General features: G+C 31.2%; 22 protein-coding genes and 1 pseudogene. 15 read left to right on the top strand and 8 right to left on the bottom strand.

Translation table 11 applies throughout. From position 1 onward, the window contains the following. Position 1: 1 nt before the first annotated feature. Together EW093_RS02055 and EW093_RS02050 are read right to left on the bottom strand one after the other, a co-directional pair. On the bottom strand, positions 2-892 hold the full coding sequence (locus EW093_RS02055; protein ID WP_187759792.1) for a CBS domain-containing protein: 891 nt from the start codon (positions 890-892) through the stop codon (positions 2-4). A 176-nt stretch (positions 893-1,068) separates the two neighbouring features. Continuing rightward, on the bottom strand, positions 1,069-1,398 hold the full coding sequence (locus EW093_RS02050; RefSeq protein ID WP_187759791.1) for a PilZ domain-containing protein: 330 nt from the start codon (positions 1,396-1,398) through the stop codon (positions 1,069-1,071). A 95-nt stretch (positions 1,399-1,493) separates the two neighbouring features. Here EW093_RS02050 and EW093_RS02045 point away from each other — a divergent pair, with 95 nt between their 5' ends. From EW093_RS02045 to EW093_RS02035, 3 genes are read left to right on the top strand one after another with little or no spacing between them, the layout of a single operon-like run. Next, entirely contained in the window at positions 1,494-2,012 is a 519-nt protein-coding gene (locus tag EW093_RS02045; RefSeq protein ID WP_149566787.1) for an RNA polymerase sigma factor, read from the top strand. After that, positions 2,005-2,451, top strand: a complete 447-nt coding sequence (locus tag EW093_RS02040; protein ID WP_149566786.1) for an anti-sigma factor family protein — start codon at positions 2,005-2,007, stop codon at positions 2,449-2,451. The genes EW093_RS02045 and EW093_RS02040 overlap by 8 nt, the downstream gene beginning before the upstream one ends. Beyond that, positions 2,448-2,762, top strand: coding sequence for a YbjQ family protein (locus EW093_RS02035; protein WP_149566785.1), 315 nt, complete (start codon positions 2,448-2,450; stop codon positions 2,760-2,762). Before EW093_RS02040 ends, EW093_RS02035 begins: the two co-directional genes overlap by 4 nt. A gap of 2 nt (positions 2,763-2,764) precedes the next feature. On the opposite strand, the gene EW093_RS02030 is transcribed toward EW093_RS02035, so the two are convergent. Beyond that, positions 2,765-3,997, bottom strand: coding sequence for a DEAD/DEAH box helicase (locus EW093_RS02030; protein WP_187759790.1), 1,233 nt, complete (start codon positions 3,995-3,997; stop codon positions 2,765-2,767). A 140-nt stretch (positions 3,998-4,137) separates the two neighbouring features. On the opposite strand from EW093_RS02030, the gene EW093_RS02025 reads away from it, so the two are divergent. The 4 genes and pseudogenes from EW093_RS02025 to EW093_RS02015 all read left to right on the top strand — a co-directional run bounded on the left by EW093_RS02025 (position 4,138) and on the right by EW093_RS02015 (position 7,846). After that, positions 4,138-5,037, top strand: coding sequence for a mechanosensitive ion channel family protein (locus EW093_RS02025; RefSeq protein WP_149566783.1), 900 nt, complete (start codon positions 4,138-4,140; stop codon positions 5,035-5,037). A 113-nt stretch (positions 5,038-5,150) separates the two neighbouring features. Next, positions 5,151-5,453, top strand: a pseudogene (locus EW093_RS17600) (histidine decarboxylase, pyruvoyl type). Positions 5,454-5,534: 81 nt separating this feature from the next. Continuing rightward, the gene (locus tag EW093_RS17430; protein WP_223111635.1) at positions 5,535-6,314 is read left to right on the top strand and encodes a histidine decarboxylase, pyruvoyl type; all 780 of its coding nucleotides are present in this window, start codon (positions 5,535-5,537) and stop codon (positions 6,312-6,314) included. 62 nt (positions 6,315-6,376) lie between these two features. Then, entirely contained in the window at positions 6,377-7,846 is a 1,470-nt protein-coding gene (locus EW093_RS02015; protein ID WP_149566782.1) for a methyl-accepting chemotaxis protein, read from the top strand. On the opposite strand, the gene EW093_RS02010 is transcribed toward EW093_RS02015, so the two are convergent. From EW093_RS02010 to EW093_RS02000, 3 genes are read right to left on the bottom strand one after another with little or no spacing between them, the layout of a single operon-like run. Further along, on the bottom strand, positions 7,847-9,151 hold the full coding sequence (locus EW093_RS02010; RefSeq protein ID WP_149566781.1) for a TolC family protein: 1,305 nt from the start codon (positions 9,149-9,151) through the stop codon (positions 7,847-7,849). It abuts the gene before it with no gap. After that, on the bottom strand, positions 9,148-12,252 hold the full coding sequence (locus tag EW093_RS02005; protein WP_149566780.1) for an efflux RND transporter permease subunit: 3,105 nt from the start codon (positions 12,250-12,252) through the stop codon (positions 9,148-9,150). The genes EW093_RS02010 and EW093_RS02005 overlap by 4 nt, the downstream gene beginning before the upstream one ends. Further along, the gene (locus EW093_RS02000) at positions 12,245-13,156 is read right to left on the bottom strand and encodes an efflux RND transporter periplasmic adaptor subunit (protein WP_149566779.1); all 912 of its coding nucleotides are present in this window, start codon (positions 13,154-13,156) and stop codon (positions 12,245-12,247) included. Before EW093_RS02000 ends, EW093_RS02005 begins: the two co-directional genes overlap by 8 nt. A 345-nt stretch (positions 13,157-13,501) precedes the next feature. Here EW093_RS02000 and EW093_RS01995 point away from each other — a divergent pair, with 345 nt between their 5' ends. From EW093_RS01995 to EW093_RS01960, 8 genes are all read left to right on the top strand, one after another. Next, complete coding sequence (locus tag EW093_RS01995; RefSeq protein ID WP_223111634.1) at positions 13,502-14,566, top strand: alcohol dehydrogenase family protein; 1,065 nt, start codon at positions 13,502-13,504, stop codon at positions 14,564-14,566. Between the two features lie 34 nt (positions 14,567-14,600). Continuing rightward, positions 14,601-14,795: a YwbE family protein gene (locus EW093_RS01990; protein WP_149566778.1), complete on the top strand. Its 195-nt coding sequence runs from the start codon at positions 14,601-14,603 to the stop codon at positions 14,793-14,795. A gap of 42 nt (positions 14,796-14,837) precedes the next feature. Beyond that, positions 14,838-15,962, top strand: coding sequence for a GGDEF domain-containing protein (locus EW093_RS01985; protein ID WP_149566777.1), 1,125 nt, complete (start codon positions 14,838-14,840; stop codon positions 15,960-15,962). Positions 15,963-16,042: 80 nt separating this feature from the next. Further along, entirely contained in the window at positions 16,043-17,062 is a 1,020-nt protein-coding gene (locus tag EW093_RS01980) for an FAD:protein FMN transferase (protein ID WP_149566776.1), read from the top strand. Positions 17,063-17,079: 17 nt separating this feature from the next. Further along, entirely contained in the window at positions 17,080-18,915 is a 1,836-nt protein-coding gene (locus EW093_RS01975) for an FAD-dependent oxidoreductase (RefSeq protein WP_149566775.1), read from the top strand. 12 nt (positions 18,916-18,927) lie between these two features. Then, positions 18,928-19,908, top strand: a complete 981-nt coding sequence (locus EW093_RS01970; protein WP_149566774.1) for a polyprenyl synthetase family protein — start codon at positions 18,928-18,930, stop codon at positions 19,906-19,908. Between the two features lie 8 nt (positions 19,909-19,916). After that, positions 19,917-20,861 (top strand): 1,4-dihydroxy-2-naphthoate polyprenyltransferase, encoded by a 945-nt coding sequence (locus tag EW093_RS01965; RefSeq protein WP_149566773.1) that lies wholly within the window; start codon positions 19,917-19,919, stop codon positions 20,859-20,861. Positions 20,862-20,904: 43 nt separating this feature from the next. Next, positions 20,905-21,438, top strand: a complete 534-nt coding sequence (locus EW093_RS01960) for a hypothetical protein (RefSeq protein WP_149566772.1) — start codon at positions 20,905-20,907, stop codon at positions 21,436-21,438. 136 nt (positions 21,439-21,574) lie between these two features. On the opposite strand, the gene EW093_RS01955 is transcribed toward EW093_RS01960, so the two are convergent. Both EW093_RS01955 and EW093_RS01950 read right to left on the bottom strand, forming a co-directional pair. Beyond that, positions 21,575-22,327 (bottom strand): TSUP family transporter, encoded by a 753-nt coding sequence (locus EW093_RS01955; RefSeq protein ID WP_149566771.1) that lies wholly within the window; start codon positions 22,325-22,327, stop codon positions 21,575-21,577. Then, positions 22,328-23,431 carry a M20 family metallopeptidase gene (locus EW093_RS01950; RefSeq protein ID WP_149566770.1) on the bottom strand — a complete coding sequence of 368 codons (1,104 nt, stop codon included), beginning with the start codon at positions 23,429-23,431 and terminating at the stop codon, positions 22,328-22,330. Positions 23,432-23,452 lie beyond the last annotated feature (21 nt).

Here is a 23,452-nt window from a genome sequence, read left to right as displayed (position 1 = left end):
ATTAACCTCTAATTACTTTTTTGAGTACATCTGTCTCACTTATGATTCCAATAACCTCTTTGTTGTCTATAACTGGTAGGTGTCTATAACCCTTATCAGTCATCATAACAACAGCTTCAATTATTGACGCATCCTTAGAAATATTTCGTTTACTAGCTCTCATAATATCTTTAACAAGAATCTTATCCTCGTCCCTTAATAGAGCTTCAAATGGTTCAAGGGTTTTTAAAAACTTTATATTGCCAATTCTTTTTATATAATCAGGAACCCCTCTAGATAAAACATCTTTAATTGTTACTTCTCCAATTTGCTTTCTATTTTCATCAACAACTGGTAGGTAGCTAAGACCATTTTTGTAAAAAATATCACTTAATTGACCTAGAGTTGTATGTTTCGTACAGGTAATTGGGTTAGCTGTCATTATATCCTCTACTGTAACTTCTGTCTTAATAGTTATTGTGTCGAAAATATCATGAATCTCATCCCGTGAACCATTTAATATTTTGGGCATTGTTTCATCATCTAAGCAGTGTTTAGCTATTGCAGAAAGTACTGGCAGATAGAGTGCTGACCCAGAAATTGAAGTGATTAGGAAAAAAAGTATTTTTACCTCACCATCTTCAGTACTTAATGGTTTTTTAGGTACCCAAACCCCGATAATTAAATCATCTACTGCTTCACATCTTCCATGGGGTAGGGCTAAACCATTTGGTAAAACTGTTCCACCAAGCTTCTCTCTATCTCTAACTTTTTGTTTTACAATATTCGATGACACTGTAAGGATTTTCTTTTTTTCAAAAAGGTCAATAAATGCATCTACACAATCTAATACACTATTAAAATTATTCCCTGTTAATATAAAATCCTTATCTATCAATGAACTTAGCTTCATGTAGCTCTCCTTTTTGAATAATATCATTATAGATATTATAGGTCTTATGATACTATTTGACCAACTATTTCATTAAGTTTTATATTCCTCTATATTCTTTTATATTCCTTAATATAGAGTTTTTGTGGTGTTTGTACAATATCTTATTAGTTTAAAAGTTGAATATTAGTTGAAAACTATATAGAATTTTTTAGATATGATTCTAATGCTTCTTTATCACTTCTGTATAGATGTTTGAATTTTAATCCAATAATATAAGTATTGTTGTTTTTTTCTTGCCAAAGAACCTCTCCATAACACTTAATTATTTTACCTTCATTTTCTTGTGGCAGTTCAAACATTAAAAAAATCTCTGATCCTGTTGTTATAGGGCTATTAACAGAAAATCGTAGCCCTGAAATAGATATATCTTCTAAGTTTGCATCTAATAAATTTTCTTGATTAGAGTAAGAAATTTCAATAAGTTGTTGTAGTTTAACTCTTCTATTTATCCGCCTATTTTCCACTTTAGCCCCTCTTAATTCTAATTTTAATTTATTTATACATTAAAAACAAAAAAAACGAATAAAAACAGATATGAGTTGTATATATAATATGGAGTATGAAAGAGATGATTAAAAAGGATAAAGAGGTTTTCAACTGGCTTGTTACTAATTACTACAGCAGAGTTTATAAAACATCACTTTTCTATCTTAAAAATCGGGATGATGCTTTGGATATTACCCAAGATGTTTTTATTAAAGCCTTTGATAAAATTGATTTTAGTAAAACTTCTAATAGTAAATTCCCAATACTGTTTATTATAGCAAAAAACCTATCACTTAATAGATTAAAAAGTAGGGGATATAAATGTGAGGGTTTAGTTGATTATGACCTAAAATCTAAAATTAAGACTCCTGAGGAGGATTATATTGAATTTGAGCTCAAAAAAGAGATTCAAGAATATTTAAATAAACTACCTCCAAAGGATAGGGAGATTTTGATTTTAAAACACTTTAGAGATTGTTCATATTCCGAAATTTCTGAGATTCTAGGTATTCCTATTGGAACTGTTATGTCTAGACTCTACAGTGCAAGAAAAAAAATGGGGGAATACTTAAAAGGAGAGTATAATGGGTAGAGTTTGTGATAAATACAAATTAAAGATTGGAGCTTTAGCAGATGGAGAGCTAAACTTAAGAGATGATGAGACAAGTGACTTTTTTCTTCATCTATCTAGTTGCTCTAGTTGTAGAAATGAGTATTACGATTTATTAGAGCTTAATCGTAGGATAAGTATTACCGGTGAGGTTAAACCTCCAGAAGATCTTTTTATTGAGTTTGAGAAAAAAAGATCTTCAAAGGTGATTAGAACATTAGGGTTTATATTAATTTTAGTACCATATTTAACCATGATTTTTGTTGGAATATGGGATTTTATTAATAATAGTGATGAGTATCTATTAATGAGGGTTTCTACTGTAGGAGTTTTATCTGGAGTAGTTCTACTGCTAATATATACTGTTATAGGTAGAGTTAAAGAGTCTAAAAAAGATAGATATAAGGAGATAGTTAGATGATAGTTGTAACAAGTGATACAATTCCTGGTAGAGAGATTAAAGAGGTTTTAGGATTAGTAAAAGGTAATACAATAAGAGCAAGAAATATTGGGCGAGATATTCTTGCAGGTTTAAAAAATATTGTAGGTGGGGAAGTCTCAGACTATACAAAAATGATGGCAGAATCTAGGGAGCAAGCCCTAGATCGAATGCAGGAGTCAGCAACGGCTTTAGGGGCAAATGCTATTGTTGCTGTAAGGTTTGTAACAACAAGTGTAATGGATGGTGCTGCAGAACTTCTAGCCTACGGTACTGCTGTAGTAATTGAATAGTTTTAACTAATGTTTTGAGTCTTAGACTTCTTCTTTTTTGGCTTCTTCGGTTTTAATGGTTTAATCCTAGGAGAAGTTTTTAAAGAACTCTTTGGCTCAAAACCTACAATTAATTCTCTTGTTATATGGGTCTGTAAAAGATGCTCTACTTTAATAAGATCATCAAACTCATCTTCACAACAAAATGATATAGCTAACCCACTATTACCAGCTCTTCCTGTTCGACCAATTCTGTGAATATAGTTTTCCGCTACATGGGGCATATCGTAGTTAACTACAACTGGTAATTTACTTATATCTATACCCCTAGAGGCTATATCAGTAGCTACTAAAACCCTAGTTTTACCACCTTTAAACTTATCTAGAGTCTCTGTTCTTGCAAACTGTGTTTTTTTTCCATGTATGGAGTCAACGTTAACTCCCTTGTTTTCTAAAAATCTAACTAGTCTATCAACTCTATTTTGACTTTTAGCAAAAACAAGAACCTTATCCCATGAGTTTGTATGTATTAACTCTAGTAAAAGAAGATTTTTTTTTGATTTATCAACAGGGTATAACCACTCATTTATACCCTCTGCTGTTGTAACTTCCTCTTCTATTCGTACTTCAACAGGATCTTTTAAAAATTTACTTGAAAGTAAGTTTATACTATTAGAAAATGTAGCAGAGAACATAACTGTTTGTACTTTATTTGGTAATAAAGAGTGAATCCTATTTAATTCGTCTTCAAAACCAAGATCTAATAACTTATCAGCTTCATCTAATACTAGGGTTTCTAAACATTTAAAATTTATAGCATTTTTATCAAAGAGATCTAAAAGTCTACCAGGGGTTGCAATTAATATGTCAGCACCTCCCCTTAAAGAGATCATCTGTGGGTTTATATTAACCCCACCTAATACTGTATTAATCTTAAGTTTAATGTATTTATTATAATGTTTTACATTTTCACCAACCTGAATTGCCAGCTCTCTGGTAGGGACTAATATTAAACTCCTAATACCGTTATCTCTATTTACCTTATTCAAAAATAGTTTATTTAAAAGGGGTAGTGTAAAACTAGCTGTTTTCCCGGTTCCTGTTTGTGCAACACCAATTAAATCATTGTTATTTAACAATAAAGGAATAGCACTTTTTTGGATCTGTGTTGGTTCTTTATACCCTCTGTCTGCCACAGCAAAACAGATATCTTTAACTAAGCCTAGTTGTAAAAAATTATTAGAATACTCTTTCATATGTTTCCTTAAAAAGTGCATTTTAATGTAAAATATCTATAGTATCAAGCTTGGTGGGATTAGAACTAATAAACTAATTGAAGTAGTCCCTAGATATATTATAGGATATAGTGTAAATAGTAATAAATTTAGGAGATATAATGAATAAAATTATTGATGATTTATTTTTGAGTGGGGATAAAGAGATACTATTAAAAGTAGTTTATACATTGATAACCCTAGCTATTTCATGGATTTTAAAATTTTTTATTAGTCATATCATCCATAAAAAAGTGAGCGAGCAAAATGCACGTTTTACAGTTAGAAAAATTGTTCACTATTTAGTAACACTAATCTCACTAATTGTTATAGGTTCAATATGGATAGTAAACTTTAGTAAAATAGGAACTGTCTTTGGTCTGTTTACCGCAGGTATAGCCATATCCCTAAAGGATATATTCCTAAATATAGCTGGTTGGCTTTTTATATTTATTCGTCGTCCATTTTCAATTGGTGATCGTATCGAAATCAATGGTAGTGCAGGGGATGTTATTGATATAAAATTATTTCAATTCTCTATTTTAGAGATAAGAAATTGGGTCGATGCTGATCAGAGTACTGGTAGAATTATTGATATTCCTAATGGTTTTGTTTTTACTAATCAACAGATCAACTTTAATAAAAATTTTGATTATATTTGGAATGAGATCAAGATACTTGTAACATTTGAAAGTGACTGGGAGAAGGCAAAAAAGATACTTTTAGATATTATTGAGGTAGAGAGTGATACCCTTAATAAAGAAGCAAAAATGGAACTTACAAAAGCAACAAAGAAAAACTTGATAATGTATGCAAATATGAAACCTATAATTTATACAAGTATTAAGGACTCTGGGGTACTTCTAACCATAAGATATCTTTGTAGGCCTAAAAAAAGAAGAAATAGTGAACATACTATATATGAAAAAATATTAAGAGAGTTTGCAAAGCATAATGATATCGATTTTGCCTATCCAACAACTAGGTTATATAACCACAAAATAGAAAATATAGATTTTTAGCTCAATTATAGAAGTTTAATCTGGAAACACAAAATTTTATTGTTGTTTATAGTTGAATATTTATATAAAGTTTATACATAACTAAAATATATATATTTAATAAAGGAAAATTTGTGGATTCTAAAAAAATTATTGATGGAGCTATAGGCTCGTTTAAAAACAATTGCGCAGGATATTTAAATCCTAGTGCTTCTGGTAATGGTTATATAGCCGCTTTAAAATTATCAGTAGGCAAAGTGGTCGCTGATATGGATAATTGACTTGAAAAAATTGTTTCATATGATTCTGCAGAAGCAAATGACGCTTATGTGGGGCAAATAAATATGTTAACAGCATCATCTTTTTGTGGATTAAATGGATTAATCTGGGGTATGATGTTTGTTCCTAGGAGCAATTTAAGTCTGAAAGTTATATAAAAAGAGAAATTAAAAGGCATGATAGTATTAATATCCCTGTTCGATCTGTTGAACCACTTTTAGATGCAGCAGAGAGACTTTTTGGAAGGCATAATCAGAGCTATGGTTGTGTGTGCTAATAAATCTATAACTATGAGAGGCCCTGAACTTTTATGGTGTGCTATAGCTTTAGCAATACCTGAAGATAGGAGTAAAAATGCATGTATGTTTATTGAGGATGCGGGGTTTAATCATTCAGATTTAGATAATCTTGAAGATAATATTGTAAACTCTATAATAAGATGTGGTGAAAACCAGTCTGTGTTATTTAAAGAGATTTACGTAGGTCATAATACTATAGAAGTCTTAGAAAATGAAGTAGGTTGTGCCTTAACTTGTGCTCCCTATATAACATTAGCAAAAAATGCAATTCCTTCAGGATATCAACCAAGGGACTTATTAAACATCTCATTAAATGAATGGGAAAAATCACTTAACATTAAGCCTTTGGAGGGTAAAAATGAATTAGAAGGTCCCGTAATTTCTGATACTGTGAATATTGCATCAAGAATTGAATCATTAACAAAGATGTTTGGTAGTAATATATTGATAAGTAATGATCTTTTTTTAGAATTAAATAGTTTAGAATCATATAATTATAGGTTTATTGGTTTAATAGATATAAAAGGTAAGAACCAGCCGATTTCTATTTTTGAAATTTATGATGGTGACAATAATAATATTATAGATATGAAAAATATTACTAAGAACGATTTTGAAAAGATTAAAGTTAAGGGAATTGATAATTCTACTATTAAAAGAATTGAGTACTTTAATGAAATTGATGCAAATGAAGAACTTGAAGAACTTGAAGAGATATAAGAAACTAAAATAAAGCTTTATTTGTCTTAATAATCAATCTATAATTTTTATAGGAGATTTTTATGATAAATAAAAAAATTAAAAAAAGACTTATTATACTTATTGGAATACCCCTTGTTCTTCTCTGCTTTGATATAGTTGCTATGACTATTTTGAAAGGTTTATTGGGATCATTTGTTATATTTACTTTTCCAATATTTGCTGTTTTTATCGGTTTAGCATTTTATCTACTACTAAACTCCTATAATGATTTAGACGATTGGTATGGACAGTTATTAGATGCAATTCCCCAACCAATCTCTGTTACAGATATTGATATGAACTGGACTTTTATAAATAAACCTGTAAAGGATATTATCGGTGTTGAAAGAGATGAAGTTATGGGTAAACAGTGTAATAATTGGGGAGCCGATATTTGTGATACACCTAAATGTGGTGTTAAAATGTTAAGAAATGGAGATCCAATATCATACTTTAAAAATGAGGGAGTTAATAGAAACTTTCAAGTAGATACAATGTATCTATACAGTAGAAAAGATAGAAGTAAAAAGATAGGTCATATAGAGATTGTAACGGATATAACTACAAAAACAAGGCTTGATGAAGCGGTTGAACACATTAAACAATTATCACTAAACCTATTAAAAACTATAGAGTTAGAAGCTTCAACAACAGAAGAGATATCAGCTACTTCTGTAGAATTCTCACAAAACTTAAATAGTATAAGTAATAATACATCTAAACAGTTTTCTGTTATAGAAGAGACTGTAGCAGCTTTAGAAGAGATGAGTGCAAGTATAGAGTCTGTCTCCCAAAATTCAACAAAAGCATCAAATATGTCTAGAGAGAATGTTAACGTTGCAAAAAGTGGGGAAAATAAAATTAAAAACACACTAAATATTGTGTCTGGAATAAATAAGAGTTTAGAGTTAATAACTAATAAAATAAACTCTTTAGATGAGAAGACTCAAAAGGTTGATGATATCCTTAAGGTAATATATAAGATATCCTCTCAAACTAACCTTTTATCCATGAATGCAGCTATAGAAGCAGCCCACGCTGGGGAATCAGGAAAGGGTTTTAGTGTTGTAGCAAATGAGATTGGGAAATTAGCCGATAGTGCTCAAATATCATCAAGAAGTATTGAGGAGATTATAAAAGAGATTAAGCTTGAGGTTATTCAAACAAAGGACTTATCTGATAAGAGCCATAAAGATGTTGAAGCTAATATTATTAATATTAATGAGTCTTTAAACTCTATTAATACAATTGTAGATATCATTGAGAGTGTGGATAATATGATAAATTCAATTGATTCAGCTGCAAATGAGCAGGCTTCTGCTACTAGTACAATTTTAGAAAATGCAAAAAACCTTAAATCATTATCCCATGAGATAACAGATTCACTACAGGAACAATCTGCTGGATTAACCCAAATAACCAATGCCCTAGAAGGTTTAGTTGAAGAGACTAATAACAACAAAAGATCTGCAAGTAACTTACAAGAGATAGCTAACAAACTTGAGTTATAATTAAAATGTAGTTCCTAATATTTTTTCGAGTTCGATAAATATTAGGTTCCTATTTAGCTTTTCATTTTCAAGGGATATAAGAACTTTTTGTAGTTCCTGTCTTGTACTATCTAGATCCTGTAGAGATGTCCTCCCGTTCTCATAGTTTTTTTGAACCTTTACAAAATTATTTTCCTGGAGTTTGATATTTAGTTTGTTTACTTCTATATTTGAATTACTAAGATCTAAATCAAGGAGTAAAGAGAGTACATTATCAAACAATTTTCTTTTAGAATCCTCAAGGTTAATTTCAAGCTTTTTAATATTATCATCAATTTTTAATCTCTCTAACTCTCCTTTAGATCCCCTTAAGAATGGGTCTAAAGGGAGAGCAAATGATACTCCTAGTCCTAAACTGTCCCTCCAATCTTCACTACTCCAGGTCTCTTTATTAAAGAGTGGATTAAAACCTGTTGACCAACCAAGATTAAAACCAAGGGAAGGTGTTCTTTGGTTTTTAATAATTATTTCTTTATTTATTTTTGTTTTTTCTAATTGTAAAAGGGAAATTTTTAACTCTTCATTTCGACTTAGATTAATATTATTGGGTTCTAAATTTATACTATTGTAATAATCTTCTGGGAAAACTAGGGTTATTTTAAGTTCTGGTTCCACCCCAATTAATTGCCTAAATTGAATTAGTCTTTTATCTTGGTCTATTTGGGCCTTTTTGAGTGCTGGTTTGTCCCTAGCAACTGATATTTGCGAGCTTAAAAGTTCAAATTCTGATCTTAAGCCCTTATTATATAGATCCTCTATCTGTTTATACCGACTTTGGGATAGACCTAAAATCCTCTCTTGAAGTTTAATACTCTGCTCACCTGCGGAAATCTGATAATATAATCTCTTTAGGCTTCCTCTTAGATCCCTAATTTTTATCTGCTTTTCTAGGAGAAGAATATTATACTCTATACTTTTTATTCTATCTTCTAATTTTACTGTTTTGTTTAAGTTTAAACGTAGATCTATACCACCTCTTAATGACCAGTTATCTGCCTCAGCTCCAATATTATCAGAATTGGTTAAACCACTAATTAACGGTGAGGTTCTAGAAATATTACTTGAAATACCTATACTTGGGATAAGATACTCTCTACTTTTTATCTCCCTTAAAGCTGCTTCCTCATCTATTAGTAGACTAAGTAGTGTAGGGTTATTCTCTTCCATTTTAATCCATGCCTCATCTATATTCATAGCTTGAGAAATTAAGGGGATTGAATGGATAAATAGTAAAATATAAATTATTGTTACAAAAAATCTTTTCAAAAGTTTACTCCTTTTCCACTGTTTTGGTTTTTAGACTTACTGCTATGGGTTAAAACTATTATAGAAGGTATTGCATAAATAGTTAAAAAAGTAGAAACAATTAATCCCCCAGATACAGCAATTCCCAAGGGCTGAAGAATATTAGAACCCTCTCCTAGGCCTATCGCAATAGGTAACATACCAAATATTGTTGTTAAAGTTGTTATTAATATTGGTTTAAAACGTATTGTAGCAGTTGAAATAAGGGCTGTTTTGTAATCTATATAATCATCCCTTGTCTCTTTATAAAAATCTATCATCATAATAGCATTATTAACAACAATCCCTCCTAAAAGAATTGTGCCAAGTAGAGAGTTTAGATTAAGTGTTGAATTAAATACTCTTAAAGAGATTATAACACCTATAAATCCAAGAGGAATAGTAACAAGAATTATAATCGGGACCCATAATGAGTTAAATTGAAAGGCTAAAAGAATATAGATTAAAATAATTGATATTAAAAGAGCAAAAAAGAGGGATTTTATTGACTTATCCATCTCCATTCTAGGGTTATCAAAACTATAACTATACCCATCTGGAAGGGTTAAGACTTCTTTTAAGTAGCTCTCTGTCTTATTTTGAATTTCTACTCTTTCTGCATCGCTAATTCTAAATCCTGCTGAACCATATATCTGATATGCAGGTTCTCCATTTTGACTATAAATTTGGGACACCCCTTTACTGGTACTAAAGTTAAAGAAGTGTTTTAAAGGGATAAAACTCTGCTTATAGGGTATTAGAAAATCTTCAATTTTTTCCCTTGAATCTAAATCTTCCTTTGGGTAGTCGGCTGAAACATTAACGTCATTTATACCATCATTTAGAGTTATTGAAGAAGTTCCTGTTAATACTCTTCTAATAAGGGATATTAGGCTTGATTCTGACCATGGAGACAGCCTATTTATACTCTCTTCCCGTGGCGTCATATTTAATTGCTCTATAGCAGAAGATGAAGGACGGGTAAAAACCCATGAATAGAGTTCTTCTTTTTCTAGAAGCTCTTGTATTGCTACAAGTAATTCTACCTTTTTCCCAGGATCAGAGCCATATATACTCATCTGAAAGTCGTAACTTTTAGGAAGGGGTAGGGCTGCTGGGTCCCATGGTATTATACTGTAATACCAATCTCCTTTAGATATAAACTCCCTCTGAAGTAGTGTAATAACATCTTCTGTATCATCAGAACTTCTTAAATCTAGAAATGTCTGATTAAAACGACCTGAAAGATTTGTATATTTATTTACTAAGCGATCACCGAGTAACTCCTCTATTTTACTATTCATCTCCGGTAGTATATCTATCATTAACTCTTCAGTATCACTAATTGTTGAATTTCTAAAAAATAGTACTACTCTATCAGATGTAGGTGTAGAAATAATCTCCTTTGGAATTTGTGGTAATACCATTAAAACTGAGATAGCTAAGGCTGTAAAAGCTAGTATTAAAAAGGAAAAAGCCCGTATCTTCTTATCTAAAATCCATTTTAAACTCTTATTATAGATTTTAATTATTATATTTATTACAGCCTCAATATGAATCTGAATAGTTCCTATCTTTTTTCTTTTATTTACATGAAATCGAAAAAGATGGTAGGACGTTAAGGGCACAATTGTTAAAGAAACAACAAGGGACACTAATAGACAAAAAACAACAGTTCTTGCCTGATCCCCTAAAATTGCATTTGTTAATGGAGCTGTAAAAGATATAGGTAAAAAAACAAGAACTGAAGTTAGGGTTGAAGCGATAACAGGGGATCTAACCTGTGCCACGGATTCAACTATAATTTGTTTTAGGGGAGCGTTTATATTTCCAGAATCTGTTCTATGCCTATGTATATTTTCCATAACAACAATAGTTGAATCAACAATCATTCCCACAGCAAGGGCTAACCCTCCTAGGGAAATTAAGTTTATAGATACATTAAATAGATCCATTAAAATAAAGTTTAAAATTATTGTTACAGGGAGAGAGGCTGCAATTAAAAATGTATTTTTCCACTCTCCTAAAATTAAAAAAACTATAATAATTGCTAATAATCCACCAATTAGAGCAGCCTGAATTACGTTTTTAATTGATTTACTAATGTATTTTGCCGGGTCAAGGTAGAGTGAGAATTCTGAGTCACTAGGAATTATACCACTTACTCTAGCCTCTTCCATTATAGCCACAATCTCTTTAGTCATATAATTTATATTACCACCTTCAACAGGGGTAGCTGTTAGTTGAACAGCAGGTTTTTCATCTACAAGAAAAACCCTAGAGGGTAGGGTATATTCTATATTTAGTGTCGCAATATCATCTAGAGTGATGCTAGAATCTCCTACTTTTTTAACCTCAATTCTTGGTAAATCCCTTAAACCTCTTCCATTTCTTTCTAAACGTAGGCTAAGTCTACCTGTGGAAGTATTTAGAGAACCTAGGGGTTGGGGTAAAAAACCAGATTGGAGAGCGTTGTTAACATCTATAATTGTAATACCATAGGATAACATCTTTTTTTGATCTAAGGAGACATCTACAATTAATCTTTGGGTATTATAAAATCCAATTTCATCTAAATCCTGTAATTGATTAAGCTTTGATTCAATATTATTTTTTAATATTTGATATAACTCTTCTGATTGCATACTAGCCGATGTTATACCTATAACAAGATATCCTGCATTCTCTCCATCCCTAAATCTAACACTGTAGGAGTCTCTAATTTCACTTGGTAGCGAGGAGTTAATAGTTATCATTGTATTTTCTACAGAAACCCGAGCATCATCACTTTTAATATTCCAATCAAATGTTAGGTTAATTCTACTTGAGTCAGTAGAGTATGTAGTTTCAATTAGACCTACATTTTTTATAGATAGTAGCCTTGACTCTATCTGTCCTGCATACTGTTCCTGAAAATCAACAGCAGATATACCCGAGTGTCTTAAATCTATCTGAACTTGGGGTCGTCTTGTTTGTGGATACATCATTACAGGAAGTCTTAAAACTGTATAAATACCAAAGAGTAGAAGTACTATTGTAATTAAAAAGATGCCAGTAGACTTTTTTAAAATATAGTTAAGCATCAGTTTTTACCCTGGAAGTGTTATTTTCTAGATTAGCCTTAATAAGATCCTTTGGGTCCATATCTTCCTTTTCGTTACCGCTAATATTATTAATATATCTCTCTCCAATAGATAGTCCCGATTGTATAATTACTGTTGTAGTTGTCACTTTATCTACAACTATTTCTGATAAAATTAATTTATTATCCTTGCCTAATTTCCATAGGTAATTTTTTCCATTTTCTTTAAATATGGCACTATTGGGAACAGAGATGCCTTCAGATTTTTGTACTTCTATATCAACAAACAGAACCATACCAAGAAATAACCCTTTTTGATAAGGGAACTGTATATTTAGTGTAAAAAGCCCTGTATTGTAGTCTGGCTCTTGGGAGACATATAAAATCCTTCCATTAAAGTATTTCTCCTCGGTATTAACACCAACTACAGGCATGTTTCCTAAATATCTTATACTTTGGCTGTCCCTATCACTTAAACTAGTAACCAGTAGAAAACTAGAGTTATCAATGATTGTAATAGCAGATGTTCCACTATTAACCTCCTGTTTTTTTAATACATTTATCTCTGAAACAATGCCACTAATTCTAGACTCAATAAAAACAGGAAGGAATGTTTCTCCAGCTACATTTCTAGTAATTTTAATTAGGGGCTGACCCTCTTTTACTCTATCCCCAACCTTTACAAGTAGAGTTTCAATATAACCAGATACTGGAACTGTATGATTTATTTTTAAAACTGGAGATAATCTACCACCTACAGTTACAACTCTACCAGCTTTACCTGGTGTTGCCACAGTAAATAAGCCCCCTGAGTTATTACGCCCCCCACCTTTAAAGGATTGTCCAAATATTGGGAAAGTTAAAATAATTAATATGTAAATTAATACTGTTTTACTCTGTTTCATATCTACCTTCTAAATTGTAATTGATTTAACATTATACTATTTAAAGTCTAAAGTTATAGCTCCTGTCCAATTTATTGGTGGTTTATAAAGGTAGTTCCTACAGCGCTCTAAATATATATTAACAATTTTATCACTAACAAGAAGTTTCTGACAATCTTTAAAGTAATTATTAGCAAAATGCCAATTCCCTAGTTTAAACATTACTTAAGCCATTACTCAACAAAATATGTTGTTAGTGATTTATCCTTTCCCTGAATCATTATTATATCAATTTGTCTAAACTCTTATTAGTCTTGTTTAGTTCACATCTTGTTATAGGATGCTAAACTATACTATTATTAAGTTATGATAATCCCAGATAAAATGTTTGCAGTGGTAACTCTTGGAGTAGGAGGATATGATAAATTAGATTATTGTCAAGTTCCAACCCCTAAACCTAAAAAGGGGGAGGTTTTAATTAAAGTATTAGCTTGTGGAGTTAACAATACTGAAATTAATACCCGTTTAGGCTGGTATTCATCCTCTGTTAATAAAGGTACAAATAGTACTACTGGAGAGAGTAGTGTTACCGATGGTGGCTGGGGGGAGAAAACTCCATTTCCTTTTATTCAGGGAACTGATTGTTATGGCTTAGTTGTTATAGATGAAAATGATAGTAGCTCGCTTATTGGAAAGAAGGTTTTAATTAGACCATCAATGAGAACTTCTGGATTTGAATCTAAGGACCATATATGGATGGGCTCAGATTTTAATGGTGCATTTGCCCAGTATGTGGTTGTTCCCAAAAAAGAGGTTTTCCCAATTAATAGTAGTTTAACAGATGTAGAGTTAGGAGCTATCCCATGTGCCTATGGTACTGCGGAGAACATGTTAGGCAGAGCTAAATTAAAGGAAGGTGAGACTGTATGTATTACAGGAGCTTCAGGGGGTATAGGTTCTGCTACAGTAGAATTAGCAAAGATACGTAAAGCAAAAGTTATAGCAATAACTTCAAAGTCAAAAATGGAAGTTCTTAAAAATGCTGGGGCTGATATTGTACTGGATAGGTCTGAAAATTTAGTTGAAAAAATTGGTGAGAAGAGTATTGATCTGCTAGTGGATAATGTTGCAGGAGATAACTTTTCAAAACTTATATCCCTTATACGTCCAGGTGGAAGAGTTGTCACCTCAGGAGCTATAGCAGGACCAATTGTAGATATTGACTTAAGACAGATATATTTAAAGGATATTACACTTTATGGATGTACTGCGTGGGATGAAGATAGTTTTCCCAGGTTAATACAATATATTGAAAAAGGGTTAATACACCCACATATAGCTGGAACTTATCCCTTAGAGGATATTGCTAAGGCACAAAAAGAGCTCTCTCTTAGAAAGCATTTTGGGAAATTTGTTTTAATTCCTAAATAGTCTTTCTTAAAAAAATTAAAAGGTGGTTAAAATAATGAATGGACAAAATAGAGAAGATATAAAGCCTGGTATAGAGGTAAATATTGTAGAAAAGAGTAATCAACGAAGTGGTATTTTAACTAATGGTATTGTAAAAGATCTGTTAACTAAATCAAGTTTTCACCCCCATGGGATAAAAGTTAGATTAGAATCTGGTATAATTGGTCGAGTTCAGGAGATTATTGAGTAAATTTCTATTTAAAAAAAGTTAATTATGGTATAATCTCTCTTTATGGAGTTTGAAGATATATCACTTAATCCTTTATATATTAAAAATTATAGTTTATTAAATGATATAGGGATCTTTGACTATATTCAAAAACAGAAAATTGAGAATAAAGAGTTAGAAAACTTAATTGAAGATGCATATACAATATCAACAAAAAAATCTATTACAGAGTTAGTAGACTATTTAATAGAGTGCCTTTCATCAAAATTTATACCCTCTGATCTTGTTATAATTATTAATCAAGAAATCATTAATAATAAATTAAAAGTTCTTTATTTTAAAAACTTAAAAAAAGTTACTATGGATATTGAGCTTAAAAGCTTAGAACCCTTTGAAGAGTTTTTCAAAAATCATAACTCAACAATTAGTTATTATATTTTTGAGTCCGAAATTAAGGATTCTACACTAGTAAAATGTTTTAAGAAGATTAATACCGAGATTATTATTCCAATAATTGGTCACTCAGGACTATATGGATTAGTATTGTTTGGGCCTAAAATTTTAGATGAAGATTACACTAACGAAGAGGTTTCATATATTGATCGATTGATGAAATTTATCTCAATAGGAATACAAAATAATATTCATTATGAGCACTCTGTAAAAGATTTAAAAACAGGTTTATATAATCATACATTTTTCATTCGAAGAGTTAATGAAGAGATTGCTAGAGCAAAAAGAAGAAGTGAGTGTTTTACGCTTATGATGATGGATATTGATAAATTTAAAAACTTTAATGATACCTACGGCCATATAGCTGGAGATGTAGTTATTTGTGCTATTGCAAATAAGTTAAAAGAGGTTTTAAGAGAGGAAGATGTCATTTCTCGGTTTGGGGGGGAGGAGTTTACTGTTCTTCTGCCAGAGACTAAAAGCGTAGAAGCAACTATAATTGCAGAAAGAATTCGTAAATCTATCCAGGACTTATCTATATCTTACGAAGAGAATGACTTGAAAGTAACAATAAGCATTGGGGTAACAGTTTTTAATTGGGCAACAAATCATGATGTTAGTTATTTAATAAATAAGGCTGATGAGGCACTATACCGATCAAAGGAGCTAGGTCGAAATAGGGTCACTCTTAATAAACCTGGATTGCTTAGTAGAATATCCTATCTAGATAGATAATATTTTATTCAAAAGACAGAATATATAGTGACAATAGATTCTTAACATAGTATACTCCTTGGGTAGGATTTAGGTAGTCGATGAGATTAATTAAGATATATACATTTATAACCATTTTTTTACTCCTTGGTTGTGAAAAAAAAGATGTTAACAATAAGCCTGTAAGTGATACAAAGTTTATTTTAGGTACATTTGTAACAATTAATATTTGGGCGGATAATAGTAGAGAATTATTAGATGGATCATTTGATATATTGTTAGATATAGAAAAGAAGATGTCAGTTAATATCGATAGTAGTGATGTCTCCCAAATAAACTTAAACGCTGGAATATCTCCAGTAGAGTTAACAAATTCAACTTTAAGTGTAATAAAAAAAGGACTATATTATGGAGACTTATCAAATGGTCTCTTTGATATTTCTATAGGCCCACTTGTTAAATTATGGAAAATAGGAAGTGGTGGTTTTGAAGTTCCTGATATTAAGGATATTAATAAGAGAATTCCTTTAGTTAATTATAAAAATATCAAAATAGATCAAAACTCCATATCCATGGATAAGGGTATGTCTATAGACCTTGGAGGTATTGCTAAGGGGTATGCTGCAGATATTGTTGCAGAATATTTAGTGCAAAATGGTGTTGATAGTGGCATAATTAATTTAGGTGGTAATGTAAAGTTAATTGGTAATAAACCAAATGGTAGTGATTTTATTGTGGGAATACAAAATCCTTTTGATAATAGGAACTCTTATCTAGGTACCATTGAGCTAAAAAATAAATCAATAATTTCAAGTGGTGATTACGAGAGATATTTTGAAGTTGATGGTAAGAGATACCATCATATTATTAATAGAGTTAGTGGGTTTCCAGCTGTAACTGATGTATCTTCTGTAACAGTTATTACAGATAAGGGGATTGATGGGGATGCTCTGTCAACTATATTTTTTCAGATGGATATAGATAGTGGTCTAGAATTAGCGAAAAAAATTGGCGGAGTATATGTTATATATATAACCAAGGATTCTAAAATTTATCTACCTAAGGAAATGAAAGAGAATTTTAAATTGATAAATACTAGTTTTAGTCTAGTATTTAAATAGTAAAGGGAGAAGTCAAAATGGATAAAGCAAAACATATTGTAGTCCTAGGTGGTGGTTACGGAGGTGTACTCACCGCTAAAAAGCTAGCGAAAAAATTTAAGAAGAGTGAAGAAGTTAAAATTACTTTAATTGATAAAAATACTTATCATACTATGCTAACAGAGCTACATGAGGTTGCAGCAGGAAGAATACCTGAGGATGGGGTTAGAATAAACTTCGATAAGATATTTGCAGGTAGAAACGTTGATGTAATTTTAGATGATATCCATTCAATTGATTTTGATAAGAAAGTTCTTGAGGGCCGTGTTACATGTACAAAATATGACTATTTAGTATTAGGTACTGGTTCAAAACCTACTTTCTGGGGTAATAAAGGTGCAGAAGAGCACGCTTTCCCTCTATGGTCCTATGAAGATGCTGTAAAAATTAAACACCATATGTGGGAAGTTTTTGGAAAAGCTAGTGTAGAAACAGACCCTTTTATTAGGAAAAGACTATTAACTTTTGTTGTAATTGGTTGTGGATTTACTGGAATCGAAATGATTGGTGAATTAGCTGAGTGGCGAGAGAGACTTTGTCATACATTTAATATTTCAGAGAATGAGGTTAGAATGATAGTTGCAGATTTACTTCCAAAAGTTCTTCCAAATTTCCACCCTAAACTTATTGATAAAACAACTAAACGACTTGAAAAGATGAATGTTGAAATCATGCTTAATTCTGGTGTCAAAGATGTTACTAAAGACTGTATTGAAATAGACGGAAAGGGTAAAATCGAAACTAATACTGTAATATGGGCAGCAGGTGTTGAAGGTTCAGATATTATTGGTTCTATAGAAGATGATAATCTTGAGATCCTGGCTAGAAATCGTGTTCAAACTGATGAGTTTTTACGGGCAAAAAACAAAGAAGATGTTTTTGTTGTAGGTGATAATATATTTTATATCCCAGAGGGTAGTGATAAACCTGTTCCACAGATGGTTGAAAATGCAGAACACTCCTCTGCAACAGTTGCAAATAATATTGAAGCAACAATTAAAGAAAAAGAGTTGAAATCATATAAACCTGCATTTCATGGTGCCATGGTTAGTATTGGTGGTAAATATGGAGTTGCTCAGATTAATACAACTAAAAGAGAGTTTGTATTTTCTGGTTTCTTAGCTATGTTTATTAAACATTTTGTCAACTTTATCTACTTTGTTGAGGTTGCTGGATTCCATAAGTTGTGGAAATACTGGATGTATGAATTTTTCCATGTTGAAGATAGAAGAAGCTTTCTTGGTGGACATTTTGCTAAACGATCACCGAATTTTTGGTTAGTTCCATTTAGAATGTTTTTAGGTGGAATGTGGTTATATGAGGGTATTGAGAAGTTAATAAAAATAGTTGCTGATCCAACTTATATTTTTCTGTTAGCCTCAAAGGTTGATGTAACTGGTGCTACTTCAGAAGCTGCAACAGAAGCTGTAAAAGCCTTAGCTGTACCAGAATTTATTACTAGTATTGTTGATTGGTCAATGAACTTGATATTCTATACTTCTACTGGTGAATTTACATTTATGGCTGTTATATTCCAAACAGGAATGGTTCTAGCAGAGATTGTTGTTGGTTTATGTCTTTTAGGTGGACTTTTTACAGCTTTAGCATCAATTATTTCGGTAGTTATGGGAATTATGATTTGGGCTTCAGGAATGGCTCCGTTTGAGATGTTATGGTTTATCGCTGGTGGTATTGCTATGATAGGTGGTAGTGGTTCAACATTTGGTTTAGATTATTATGTTCTTCCATTCCTAAATAAAAGATGGAGAAAACTTAAGTTTGTTAAAAAATGGTATTTATTTACTGACTTATAAAAATGAGGTTCTATGTTAGATTGGTTTGAGGATAAAACCCTAAATAACCAACTTAATGCTATTAAAGATAAGTTACAAAAAGATTTGAAAAGTGGTAATAACTACTTTAATGAATCTTTGGATTATTTATTAGAGGATGGGGGTAAGATGTTACGCCCCATTTTATTATTGATAGGTAGCAGGTTTGGTAAATTATACAAAAAAAAGGGTGATGATTTAGTTGATATTGCAACAGCAATTGAAACCCTACATGTAGCAACGCTACTCCACGATGATGTTATAGATGAAGCAAAACTGCGTAGAGGTAAAGAGTCTATTCAGTCTAAATACTCTAAGGAGTATGCTATTTATATGGGGGACTATCTATTAAGTAAATGTTTTTTACTATTAACAGAGCTTAACGTCCCAAAAGAGTTGGCTATTGCCCTAGCAAAAGTTGTTAGTAGAATTTGTATTGGAGAGATTTTACAGTTTAAAAATAGGTATAATATGAATACCTCTCTTTTTGGATACTTAAGAGTTGTTTCTGGTAAAACAGCAGCACTTTTTGCTATCTCTTTAAGTGCTGGATCTTATATAACAAAAGCTGATGATAAAACAATAAAACGGTTAGCACATGCTGGTTATCAACTAGGGATGGCTTTCCAAATAGTTGATGATTTACTAGATTTTATAGGTGACGAGGAAGAGGTAGGTAAGGATTTAAGATCTGATATTTTAAAGGGTTACTACTGTCTTCCTGTGATATTTGCACTAAATGATGAATCTGAGTATAAAGATTCAATTAGAGAGATATTTAGTTGTGGTATAGACGAGAATAATATACAACAAGTAATTTTACTAATAAAAAAATCAGGTGCTATAGAGAAGTGTAGAAATTTAGCCATTAGGTATCATGATAGAGCATTACAAGTTATTAATAGGCTTCCAAAAAATAGTGGTTATGACCTTCTTATGGAGCTTTTGCCAAGGCTTATAGATAGGGTTAAATAGGAGTTTTAATGAATTTAAAATCATTTTTTAAACTTGTAGAGATACAAACTAAAGTAGCAAGTCTGTTTCCACTACTTATTGGAACGCTGTTTACACTTCATCGATACGGTAGATTTGATATCTTAGTTTTTTTAATATTTTTTGTTAGTCTGTTATGTATTGACTTAGCTACTACAGCTATAAATAATTTTATGGATTATAAAAAAGCTATTAAGAAGGATGGCTACAACTATGAAATCCACAATGCAATGGTTAGAGATGGTATTAGTGAAAAAGCAGCGTTAGTAACAATAATTACACTGCTTATTCTTGGTTCTTTTTTAGGGATAATCCTCTTTTTAATTACTGATCTGGTTGTTCTATTTGTAGGGATTTTAAGTTTTGCCATAGGTGTAACTTACTCATATGGTCCTATCCCTATTTCAAGAACACCCTTTGGAGAGTTATTCTCTGGTGTTGTAATGGGAGGATTAATACTCTTTCTTACGGTTTATATACAGGTCTTTGATACTAATATTATTAGCGCTGATTTAAGTAGTTTAATGTTAAGCTTAAATGTAAATTTAGAAGAGATGTTATCTATATTTTTTATATCGCTGCCTCTTATATTTTTAATATCTAATATCATGTTGGCAAATAATATTTGTGACTTAGATGATGATGTGATTAATAGGAGATATACATTACCATATTATATAGGTAAAAAAAACTCTCTATTGATATATGTATTATTAAATATTTTACCATTTATAGTTGTAATTATAGGGGTTGTTTTTAAAATATTACCAGTTGAAAATTATCTGGTTTTAATTGCAGCAATTCCAATATATAAAAACATAAAAGTTTTTTTAAGTGTTCAAATCAAGGCTGAAACCTTTATCGTAGCAGTTAAAAACCTCTTAGTTTTTGGAGTTTTATGGGCTGGTTCATTTATTATCAGCTTTTTTGTTTAGAAAATTAGTATAGAGATATACTTATTATATTAAGGAGAGAGAAATGAAAAAAAACATTTTTTTAATGGTTGCTATTGCAGTTGTATCATTAGCATTCACAGGTTGTTCTAAAAAAGCTGAAGAAGCTAAAGTTGTTGCGGAAGTAAAAGAAGCTGATGTTGTTACAACAGCATCTATTGTTGACAATGGCGAAGCTTTATTAAAAGCTGTATCTGCAGATGGAGCTTGGTTAGCAGCAACATTAAACGATGTAGTAGTTAACGAAACTCTAGTTGTTGAGGGTGAATTTACTAACAGAGATGTAGTTGATAGAAAGTTAGCACTTTATACTCAAGATGAAAATCGTGTAATTACTGAGCAGTACACTGTAACTGCACCAAAAATGATTGTTAAAAGTCCTAACTTTAGAATCACAGGTGGTACTTTTAAAGGTGATATTTACGTAGAGGCTGATGGTTTTTCTTTAGATAAATCTTCAACAGTTGAAGGTGATATTTACTTTTCTACTCAAGCTCAATTAGATGCATTTACAATGGATGAAACAGCTAAATTAGTTGGAAACAAATCTGTAAAATAATTTTTTAATACCTCCAGGAAACTGGAGGTTTCTATTTAGAGAATCTATATTCCGTAATTTCAACCCCAATAAATTTATGAAGATTCCATCATTCAATTTAAATGTTATTTAATTTAATTCTTAAATAAAATACAAATTAAAAATACTTAATGGCTAGTGTAATTATCAATATAATTAGTATAATAATTAAAAAAAACTTAATTACTTTTTCACCTTGTTTTAATACCAAGTGAGAACCTACAAAATTCCCAACCATATTTGATAGTGCCATTGGTATAGCTAAAATAAAAAGAACTTTTCCACCAATAAGAAAAGAAATTAATGCCCCTAAATTTGACATTAGATTAAATACCTTAGCATTAGCATTGGCTTCTACAAAGTTTAGTTTTAAGAAGGTATAAAAGGCTAAAGTTAGAAATGAACCGGTCCCAGGACCAAAAAAACCATCATAAAAACCTATAGAAAGGCAAATTATAGGAATTGTTAACAGATAATCCCTAGGACCTAACTGTTTAAAAGGCATAACTCCCTGTCTAGGGTATAGAGTCGCAAAAATCCCCAATGGAAGTAAAAAAATAATAACTCTTCCAACAACTTCAACATCAAGGGTTAGAATTAATTTAGAACCTATAAAGGCTCCAGATAGAGCAAAAAATATACCAGATAAAACAATTTTAACAGAAACCTTTCCATTACGAATAAAATTGATTGTTGCAACGGATGTTCCTAGAGTTCCTTGAAACTTATTTGTTCCAAGGGCTACTTGAGGGGGAACCCCGGCTAAAAGATATGCTGGAAGAGCTATTAATCCACCACCTCCTGCGATACTGTCTATAAAGCCCGCTATAAATCCTACAATTGTTAAAATTGAAATTATGTAAAAATCCATTTAAATCCTGCTTAGTTCTCTTAATATTTTTCGGTATAATTTATATCCCGTATATAGTTCATCAACCTCTATATACTCACCCTTTGTATGGGCTCTCTTTATAGAACCAGGACCTAAAACAATAGGTGTTAGAATTTTTGAAAAGTGACAAGCGTCAGTTAAGTATGCGACTGTACTAGGCTCTCTGTTCGTTAACTTCTTACAGGTTTTAACAAAAATTGACTCTGGGTCACTATGTATTGAATCTAATAATAGATAACTAAAACTTAGTCCAAGTTCTGCCGCTTTATTTTTAATATCAGTTATAATTTCATCAGTTTTACTCTGGGGCATAGTTCTAAAACAGATCTTACATATACTCTTTGCTGGTGTAACATTAGGTGCACAGTTTAAATCGCTAATTGTAAGGTTTAGAGTATTTGTTGGAGGATTAAACTCCATATTTTGATATGATTTATCATTTTTGTACTTTTCTTTAAGTTTAGAGATATAATATAAAAATGGAATCATTTTAAAATTGGCACTCTCTCCCATAGAAGTACTTGAGTGTGCTGCAATCCCATCAGCCTCCACTGATATACTACATAATCCTTTATGAGCATATATAGGTACTAACTCTGTAGGTTCGGTGGCTATACCCCACTTAGGTGGAAACTCTTTTAATAGTTTAGAGTTTTTTACAACAAAATCAGCACCAAAACAGCCAATCTCTTCATCTGCTGTAATAATATATGTAAGTGAATAGTTTAGATTGTCTTCTTCTATTCCTGCTAAGATAGAAGCCGCAGCAGGTCCCTTCATATCGCAAGCCCCTCGTCCAAATAATTTTCCATCTTCTATATAGGGGTTTAGTTGGGAATTATTAGCTAGTGGTACAGTATCTGAGTGTATTAAAAAAGCCAGCCCTCCACTTTTATGTCCTTTTCTTGCTACAAGGTTATATTTTTTTTCACCATTATCATCTAAATAGTTTATCTCTTCTATATCAAAATTGTTAATTTTAAATAGTCTCGTGAATATTTCAATAATAGACTTATTTGAATTAGAACTTACACTGTTAGTGTTTATAAGTTCTTTTGTCAGCTTAATTAATTTTTCTCTCATTTTATAATTATATCCTTTAAC

It is taken from the genome of Thiospirochaeta perfilievii, assembly GCF_008329945.1.
Lineage (GTDB): Bacteria > Spirochaetota > Spirochaetia > DSM-2461 > DSM-2461 > Thiospirochaeta > Thiospirochaeta perfilievii.
The sequence above is the reverse complement of the archived record's forward strand: the minus strand, read 5'-3'. Positions and strand labels throughout refer to the sequence as shown.

Bases quoted from the DNA above. Each gene is read 5' to 3' on its own strand.
- EW093_RS02015 (WP_149566782.1), top strand. From the start codon at position 6,377: ATGATAAATAAAAAAATTAAAAAAAGACTTATTATACTTATTGGAATA.
- EW093_RS02005 (WP_149566780.1), bottom strand. From the start codon at position 12,252: ATGCTTAACTATATTTTAAAAAAGTCTACTGGCATCTTTTTAATTACA.
- EW093_RS01995 (WP_223111634.1), top strand. From the start codon at position 13,502: ATGATAATCCCAGATAAAATGTTTGCAGTGGTAACTCTTGGAGTAGGA.
- EW093_RS02040 (WP_149566786.1), top strand. From the start codon at position 2,005: ATGGGTAGAGTTTGTGATAAATACAAATTAAAGATTGGAGCTTTAGCA.
- EW093_RS01980 (WP_149566776.1), top strand. From the start codon at position 16,043: ATGAGATTAATTAAGATATATACATTTATAACCATTTTTTTACTCCTT.
- EW093_RS01990 (WP_149566778.1), top strand. From the start codon at position 14,601: ATGAATGGACAAAATAGAGAAGATATAAAGCCTGGTATAGAGGTAAAT.
- EW093_RS01955 (WP_149566771.1), bottom strand. From the start codon at position 22,327: ATGGATTTTTACATAATTTCAATTTTAACAATTGTAGGATTTATAGCG.
- EW093_RS02035 (WP_149566785.1), top strand. From the start codon at position 2,448: ATGATAGTTGTAACAAGTGATACAATTCCTGGTAGAGAGATTAAAGAG.
- EW093_RS01965 (WP_149566773.1), top strand. From the start codon at position 19,917: ATGAATTTAAAATCATTTTTTAAACTTGTAGAGATACAAACTAAAGTA.
- EW093_RS01985 (WP_149566777.1), top strand. From the start codon at position 14,838: ATGGAGTTTGAAGATATATCACTTAATCCTTTATATATTAAAAATTAT.
- EW093_RS01970 (WP_149566774.1), top strand. From the start codon at position 18,928: ATGTTAGATTGGTTTGAGGATAAAACCCTAAATAACCAACTTAATGCT.
- EW093_RS02055 (WP_187759792.1), bottom strand. From the start codon at position 892: ATGAAGCTAAGTTCATTGATAGATAAGGATTTTATATTAACAGGGAAT.
- EW093_RS02045 (WP_149566787.1), top strand. From the start codon at position 1,494: ATGAAAGAGATGATTAAAAAGGATAAAGAGGTTTTCAACTGGCTTGTT.
- EW093_RS01950 (WP_149566770.1), bottom strand. From the start codon at position 23,431: ATGAGAGAAAAATTAATTAAGCTGACAAAAGAACTTATAAACACTAAC.
- EW093_RS02025 (WP_149566783.1), top strand. From the start codon at position 4,138: ATGAATAAAATTATTGATGATTTATTTTTGAGTGGGGATAAAGAGATA.
- EW093_RS02000 (WP_149566779.1), bottom strand. From the start codon at position 13,156: ATGAAACAGAGTAAAACAGTATTAATTTACATATTAATTATTTTAACT.
- EW093_RS02030 (WP_187759790.1), bottom strand. From the start codon at position 3,997: ATGAAAGAGTATTCTAATAATTTTTTACAACTAGGCTTAGTTAAAGAT.
- EW093_RS01960 (WP_149566772.1), top strand. From the start codon at position 20,905: ATGAAAAAAAACATTTTTTTAATGGTTGCTATTGCAGTTGTATCATTA.
- EW093_RS01975 (WP_149566775.1), top strand. From the start codon at position 17,080: ATGGATAAAGCAAAACATATTGTAGTCCTAGGTGGTGGTTACGGAGGT.